This is a genomic window from Flavobacterium sp., assembly GCF_017985075.1.
GTDB lineage: Bacteria > Bacteroidota > Bacteroidia > Flavobacteriales > Flavobacteriaceae > Flavobacterium.
In genome coordinates, this window is sequence record NZ_JAGNYF010000098.1 from 1 (window position 1) to 4,250 (window position 4,250).

Genomic DNA, 4,250 nt, shown 5'->3' on the forward strand with positions numbered 1-4,250 from the left:
CTTCGCCAGGCTTGTTTTTCTTCTTTCTGTATAATTTCTTCTACAATTGTATTCCACTGCTTGCAAGACGTACATTGTCCAAGCCATTTAGAATAATTGGTGCCGCAACTTTGGCAAAAGAAGGAAGTTTTTAATTTAGCCATTTGAAATTTATTTTTCGAAATTATTCGTCTTTTTTTGGAGCTTCTGCAGGTGTTTCTATTGGAGTTTCCACTGGTGCTGATTCTTCAATTTCTTGTTTCGGTTCTTCTTTTTTGGATTTTAAGGCTTCAGCTCGATCTAAAATATAATTTTTAGTTAAATCACCAATTTCTGATTTGGTATAAGCGTTTTGATATTCTTTAGCGGCTCTTTTGTAATCCCCAATTTTCTCAAAATACAAGCCTCTATGATAGGTTCCTAACATGGTTTTTGGGAATTGTTTGTCGGCATATGCGCCTAATATTTCAAAGTCTGAATACGCTTTATTTTTAATTATTGCAGCTTCAATAGCTTTAAAATCTGAATATCGAGGTTGAACTTTTAATCCAATTTTTTTCTCAATATTATCGTATTTATCAATTAAATATTGAGCATAACCACTTTCTAATTTTAATATTTTTTCGTTAAATTCTAATTTCGAAATGGGCTGATAGCCATTAAAAATAAAGTAAAAAGCACTTGGAATTGCTTCGGCAACTAAAGAATAATGAGAAGTGTTTTGAAAAACATCATATCGGTAATTTACATTTGGGTTTTTAATTTCTTTAGCAACATCATCAAGTTTTTTTGTGTTTTCTTGAATTTCTTCTAAATCTGCTTTTGATGTAGCTTGATAATAAAACACGGGTTTTTGTGTTTTTGCTAATCGTTCTGCAATACGAACTTCCATTTCTGGAGCCATTTCTGGAGAAATAGAAATATAGGCATTAAAAATAGGGTCATCTTTATATAAATAGAAATTTAAAAACCCGGCTGTGGTGTCGTGTCCAGCTATGATTCTAAAAGGAAGTGTTCGGTATTTTTGTTGAACGTGTGGTAATAATTCAAATCCTATAAATTCAAAAAATTTAGCACCTGATTCTGCAGGTAAGCCATCTTCTCCATAATTGCTATCGTTAAAACGAGTTTCTCCATAATTCTGATTCACTGCAACAATAATTATTTCAGGCAAATCATCCCAATAGTTTCCGTATTTTAAAATTCCTGAAAACGGATCAGCTAAATATTCGCCATCTAATAAAACTAAAATGGGATATTTTTTTTCGGGACTGTTCTCATATGAAGCCGGTAAAATAACTGAAAAATTTCGTTCTTCGTTTAGTTTTTTTGATTGTATTTTGTCTTCCACTTTTTGTGAAAACAAGGCAATAGAAACCATTAAAAATAGTAGGGTACATTTAATTTTCATGAGTAATTGGTTTAATAATGTAGCAATATACTACTTATTTTTATTATAAAGTGGTAAAAATACGTAGGATAATAATCCAAGAAATATGGTTAATATGGTTTGTGAAGTCCAAGCCAGCCAACCAAAAGCGGTGCCAATATCATTTGAAATTCCATATAATGAAAAAATCATGGCAATGGCTAATGGATAAGCACCCAATCCGCCATTTGTGAATCCAACGGCTAAACTACCAAAAATAAATCCCATAATTACGATGTCAAAACCAATGTTTGCAGTTTCTGGCAAGGCATAAATCGGAATATAAAACATTAACAAATAGGAAAACCAAATTAAAAATGAAAAGAAAATATATTTCCATTTATCTTTCATCATTACAATGCTTAGCATGCCTTCAATTAATCCGGAAAATTTATTTTTTAATTTTTTTATAATTTTCCATTCGGCATATATCCAAATCAAAAGAAAAACGATTCCTAAGAATAGACCAATAATTCCGAATAAAATTATTTTTTCAATCGAAATTTTTTCTTTGATGAAATTGTAAAGTTTTTCAAATTGAAGAATAAATGCTAAACCTACAAATAATAAAAATAGTATTAAATCTACAATTCTTTCCGCTACAATGGTTCCAAATCCTTTATCGAAAGGTACGTTTTCATATTTTTTTAATAAGGCAGCTCTAGTAATTTCGCCCGATCTTGGAATAGTTAAATTCATAAAATAAGAAACACAAACAGACATAAGATCATTTTTGAAATTTGTTTGGTAACCTAAATGTTGTAAGGAATATTTCCAGCGGTAGGCTCTAGCCCAATAGCCAAATAAGGCAACTAATAAAGATAAAAAAATGTAAAAATAATTGGCTTTTTGAAAGCAAAATTTTATTTTATTTAATTCTTCAACGGACAATGTGGTATATTGGTAATATATAAGTCCGAAACCCAATAGCAAGGGAATAAAAACAGAGGCAATTTTGCTAACTTTTGTTCTCAAAACTAGGTTAAAGAATTATCTTTTTCATTAGGAAAAACTAAGCAAGGTTTAAATGTTTTTGCTTCTTCAAAGTCAATTATTCCATATGCAATAATGATAATAATATCACCACGATGTACTTTTCTTGCAGCAGGTCCGTTTAATGTGATTTCACCTGTATTTCTTGGTCCTTTAATGGCATAAGTTTCTAAACGTTCCCCATTATTTACATTCACAATGGCCACTTTTTCACCTTCTACAATATTGGCTGCTTCAAGTAAAGCTTCGTCAATTGTAATACTTCCAATATAATTTAAATCGGCTCCAGTAACAGAAACTCTGTGTATCTTAGATTTTACTACTTGTATTTGCATGCGGCAAAGTTAATTAATTCAAGTAAATTTTATAATTTATTTTAACGAAATATTATCAATTAATCGAATATTTTCAATAAAAACAGCAATAAACCCTCTGTAATTTTTACTTTTTATTTTTCTTTTACAGGTTAAAAGTGTTTCCTCATCGGCAATTTCAAAATATTCTAATGTAAAATTTTTGTGTTTTTTAAATTCGCGTACTACAAATTGAGAAACTTCTAATGCTGACTTTAGCATAAATTTTTCTTTGGCTTCTAAAAGAATTTTGTGGATTAATTTCGATTCATTTCGAGCCTTTTCAGAAAGCCTTTCGTTACGGCTGCTCATGGCTAAACCACTGGGTTCTCGGTAAATTTCACAAGGAATTATGTTTACTGGAATTTTATGTTTTGCAGCTAATTTTCGTACAATTTGTAATTGCTGAAAATCTTTTTCGCCAAAATAAGCATGTGTTGGTTTTACAATTTCAAATAATTTTTTAACAATTGTTCCCACTCCGTCAAAATGCCCTGGGCGATGTTTGCCTTCCATTTGATGTTCTAATCCATCGTAATCAAAAGAAGCAGAAATGGTATTGCCTTCATAAATATCTGAAACACTTGGGGCGTAAATAAGGATATTTTTGTTTAATTTTTTAACAAGTTCTACATCTTTTTCTAACGTTCTTGGATATTTTTTTAAATCATCAGCGTTATTAAACTGTGTTGGATTTACAAAAATACTTAAAACGGTAATTTCATTTTCAGATAAAGATTCTTCTAATAATGAAAGATGTCCTTTATGTAAAGCGCCCATTGTAGGCACAAAACCAATTTTTTTTGATTGATTTTGCGCTTTTTTTAATTCAATTTGAAGCGCATTTTGTGTTTGAAAAACAAGCATAATATAATATTATAAAGTGCAAACTTACTATTTTAGTAGATAAGTCCATAAATTTTTATAATTTTGCATATTAAACAAAAATATAACATTTATTATATGAATGACAAGAGGATATTATATGTATCATCTGAAGTAGTGCCTTATTTAGCCGAAAACGAAGTATCACTACATTCTTATGAGTTGCCGAAAATGATAAATGAAGTAGGAGGGCAGATAAGAATTTTCATGCCAAGATATGGGAATATCAATGAACGCAGACATCAATTACATGAAGTAATTCGCCTTTCGGGTATGAATTTAGTAGTGAATGATATGGATATGCCTTTAATTATTAAAGTTGCTTCAATACCAAAAGAAAGAATTCAGGTTTATTTTATTGATAACGATGAATATTTTAAAAGAAAAGCTACTTTTTCAGACGAAGAAGGCGTGTTGTATTCCGATAATGATGAAAGAGCTATTTTCTTTGCAAAAGGTGTTGTTGAAACCGTAAAAAAATTAAATTGGGTACCCGATATTATTCATGTTCATGGTTGGATGGCGTCTTTGTTGCCTGTATATTTAAAGCATTATTATAAAGATGAAGGTATTTTTGAAGACACAAAAATTATCACGTCTATTTATGCTAC

General features: G+C 30.0%; 5 protein-coding genes and 1 pseudogene. 1 reads left to right on the top strand and 5 read right to left on the bottom strand.

Translation table 11 applies throughout. From position 1 onward, the window contains the following. The 5 genes and pseudogenes from KA468_RS10745 to panC all read right to left on the bottom strand — a co-directional run. Positions 1-143 (bottom strand): annotated as a pseudogene (locus KA468_RS10745) (DNA repair protein RadA); the annotation flags it as partial. Positions 144-163: 20 nt separating this feature from the next. Further along, positions 164-1,390, bottom strand: coding sequence for an alpha/beta hydrolase-fold protein (locus KA468_RS10750; RefSeq protein ID WP_291242931.1), 1,227 nt, complete (start codon positions 1,388-1,390; stop codon positions 164-166). 30 nt (positions 1,391-1,420) lie between these two features. Continuing rightward, a complete protein-coding gene (locus tag KA468_RS10755; protein WP_291242932.1) occupies positions 1,421-2,383 on the bottom strand; it encodes a lysylphosphatidylglycerol synthase transmembrane domain-containing protein in 963 nt (320 codons plus the stop codon). Positions 2,384-2,385: 2 nt separating this feature from the next. Next, a complete protein-coding gene (panD, locus tag KA468_RS10760) occupies positions 2,386-2,736 on the bottom strand; it encodes an aspartate 1-decarboxylase (protein ID WP_166075636.1) in 351 nt (116 codons plus the stop codon). A gap of 36 nt (positions 2,737-2,772) precedes the next feature. Continuing rightward, positions 2,773-3,621 (bottom strand): pantoate--beta-alanine ligase, encoded by an 849-nt coding sequence (gene panC, locus KA468_RS10765; RefSeq protein ID WP_291242933.1) that lies wholly within the window; start codon positions 3,619-3,621, stop codon positions 2,773-2,775. A 96-nt stretch (positions 3,622-3,717) separates the two neighbouring features. Between panC and KA468_RS10770 the strand changes: the two genes are divergently transcribed. Continuing rightward, positions 3,718-4,250 (top strand): glycogen/starch synthase (locus KA468_RS10770; RefSeq protein ID WP_291242934.1); only part of this gene is annotated, 533 nt, incomplete at its 3' end.

Bases quoted from the DNA above. Each gene is read 5' to 3' on its own strand.
- panC (WP_291242933.1), bottom strand. From the start codon at position 3,621: ATGCTTGTTTTTCAAACACAAAATGCGCTTCAAATTGAATTAAAAAAA.
- panD (WP_166075636.1), bottom strand. From the start codon at position 2,736: ATGCAAATACAAGTAGTAAAATCTAAGATACACAGAGTTTCTGTTACT.
- KA468_RS10750 (WP_291242931.1), bottom strand. From the start codon at position 1,390: ATGAAAATTAAATGTACCCTACTATTTTTAATGGTTTCTATTGCCTTG.